Annotated in this window: 2 protein-coding genes and 1 pseudogene; all 3 read right to left on the bottom strand. The window is 33.8% G+C overall.

Annotated features, from left to right (window positions below):
* Nucleotides 1–607, bottom strand: a pseudogene (locus tag BZK14_RS00375) (hypothetical protein); the annotation flags it as partial.
* Nucleotides 608–743: 136 nt separating this feature from the next.
* Nucleotides 744–1,859, bottom strand: coding sequence for a 5-bromo-4-chloroindolyl phosphate hydrolysis family protein (locus BZK14_RS00380; RefSeq protein WP_077924635.1), 1,116 nt, complete (start codon nucleotides 1,857–1,859; stop codon nucleotides 744–746).
* Nucleotides 1,860–1,877: 18 nt separating this feature from the next.
* The coding region (locus BZK14_RS00385) for a toxic anion resistance protein (protein WP_245831097.1) at nucleotides 1,878–2,943 on the bottom strand (1,066 nt) is incomplete at its 5' end.

Below are 2,943 nucleotides of genomic sequence, written 5' to 3' on the forward strand. Positions count from 1 at the left end.
CTGAGAGTTTTTTAATATCAATAATATAGTTATTTTGATATTGCACATCAGGATCTAATATAATATTTTCAATATGGAAAGAAGCCAATGATAAAGGATTATTCCAACGATTAACTAATCTAATTCGGGTTTGATCTGCCAACATCAGATCTATAGATAAAACTGATACAGTTTTATCTTTAGTATTTTGTAAAATAATCTTATCTAATTTATTTTGTGTGTGGTTAATATAAAACATTCCTCTAATTTCAATTCCTGTTTTACGTATAAAATTAAGGTATGCAACCATCAGAACAATGATGCCAAACAGTAAAGTTGCAATACGAATGAGGATATTAAATGATTCTAAATTCCAGCCGACAAAATAAACGATTAAAGTTTGAGAAATTAAATATAAATATAAGCCAACAGAGATACTGCCTTTAAAGTACAGATTTTCTTTATCTTTTTCATTGATAAAAAGATTATGAATTTCTTTATAAGCAAGATATAAGAAGAATAAACATAATGAAACAATAAAGGCATATAGCATAAATTTCTTTAAAGTTAATGTTTGGATCACTTGGTCAAGTTCTGCTAATACCTGTAATGCACTTGGATCATTCATAACAATCTCCATAAACAGCTAATAGATTCGACACGCTGTTATTTGTGAGTGTATAGTAAACACCCTAAAGCAGGTGCAAGGTCAAGTATTTTTCAGGTAGTATAAATAAATATTAATAGAACATTGCTGAATAAAATTAATCCTTAATCTCAAAGCCTTGGCTTCGGATTAATTGATCCATGACTTTTAAATCCACGCGTAAATCATCCACATCATTCTCTGCCAATTGTTGGCGGATTTGTGTGAAGGCTTGTTGCATGCCATTTAAAGCAATTAATGTTTTTTCATCAATATTTTCTTGAATATTTTCTTCGCTGTGCAGAGATTTAATTGTGCTATAACGCACAACAGATTGATGAATCAATGGTAAGTAGCGATTTAAGAATTGTCCGCCAGGCAAAACATCACGAGGATCAGCTTTCATGATTTTTAAAATATCAATGGATTGTTGTCCGATTTTTTCCACAATCATAGCTAATTGTGGTGGTAAGTTTTTATTTTCAACCTCAATTAAGCGTAATACTTCAATATGACGCGCAAAGAGTGCAAATGATTGTTCTTCTTTGGCTGCTTGTTGTTTCGCAATGGCTAAAGCTTTTTGTGCTTCAATGTTTTCTAAATAAGCTTGTTTATCAGCTTCTGACATTAAAACCATGTTTGCTAAATGCTTCAATGCTTGTGGCTTTAATAAACCTGCAACCAAAACAGCGGCCATTGCGCCATAAGCCCAAATTGGCATGGATGCAAAAACAGATTCAGGCATTTTAATATTGGCATAGAAGAGTGCTAACAAGGACAAAGGAGTTGTGAACCAAAAGCCTGTGTTGTCAGTTTTTTGTTCAATTAAATCCAACAGGGTTGTCATTATGCCGCCGAATAATAGAGCAATGGGCCACATGCCTGTTAAAGCAACCAATAGGGCTGTGATTAGCCCTAAGCCTGTTGCTAAATGGTTTTTACGTAATGGAAATAGCATCACAATGCCGATGTACGAACATAAAAAAGTTGCACCATAAAATGGATCAATACTACTGGGTACAAACCATTTCAGAATCTGTACTGTTAAACCACCTGCAATCGCTTTGAAGTGAAAAATCATGCGTTTTGCTGTGGTTTTTGCACCTTTGATGAAAGCATTACTAAAATCCACTTCTTCTTGGCGGATTTGCGTCACTTTAATCTCATCGACATTATCAATAATCGCATGCGATGCAGGTTTCTGAAAGGGTAAAGTCTTTTCGTTGTAATCCATAAAATAGTTGTGCCCTTTTTATTGGTTTTTCGCAACAGCTTCTGTGATGCGCTCACGCAAGTTGTTTTCCATTTGAGATAATTCAATTTCAACAGCTTTACGTTTTTCACGCGCTTCAGTTGCAATTTTCATTGTTTCTTCAATAGTATTCACTAAGCGATTTTGTACTTCACGCACAGTTTCAATATCCACAATCGAGCGCTCAACTTCATGCGCAGTTGCAATACTATTTTGTTGTAACATTTCAGCATTTTTACGCAATAATTCATTGGTTGTATCTGAAACATCTTTTTGAAGTTTTGCAGCTTTTTCTTGCTCTTGTAACGATAAAGAGAGCACAATTTGGCTTTTCCAAATGGGTAAAGTAGAGAAGATGCTGCCTTGAATTTTTTCAGCCAATTGTTGATTATTACTTTGAATGATTCGGATTTGTGGTGCTGTTTGCATTGCAATCATTTTAGATAATTCTAGATCATGAATGCGGCGTTCAAAACGATTGATATTCTCTAACATATCTTTCACATTTTGCGCATCGAGCATATCTTTTGTTTCATTGGCTTTTGCTTCTAAAGCAGGCAATTCCACTGTACGGATATTATCTAAGAATTGTTTACCAGCATTGATGTATAAGTTTAATTCACGATAATAATCTAAGTTTTTATCATATAATTGAGTTAGTTGCTCATTATCACGTAATAAATTGATCATAGAGTTATCTAAATGGCTTGCAATGATATCCACTTGTGAAGTTAATGTTGTGTGATCAATTTTAGCTTTTTCAACTTGTCTGAATAAACCACCAATTAGAGGAATATTTGCCAAAAAGCCAGAAGCTTTTTCTTCTGTGCTTGTAGGATTATATTCACGGATTTTTAAAACTAAATCAGATAATTGTCCACCCACTTCACCGGCATCTTTAGTTTTAATGCGGTTGAGTAACGTATCTGAAAATTTAGCAATTTCAGACATTGGTTTGGAGCCATAAGATAGAAATGATGTAGGATCGTTGATTTTAATTGTTGTCGCAATTTCTTGGATGCGCGCATCATCTGGTACGATTTCTGCTAACATTTTTTCTTCTGCA

It is taken from the genome of Wohlfahrtiimonas larvae, from assembly GCF_002006755.1.
GTDB classification, from domain to species: Bacteria; Pseudomonadota; Gammaproteobacteria; order Cardiobacteriales; family Wohlfahrtiimonadaceae; genus Wohlfahrtiimonas; species Wohlfahrtiimonas larvae.

Excerpts from the sequence above, each read along its gene's own strand:
- BZK14_RS00380 (WP_077924635.1), bottom strand. The coding sequence starts at position 1,859 with ATGGATTACAACGAAAAGACTTTACCCTTTCAGAAACCTGCATCGCAT.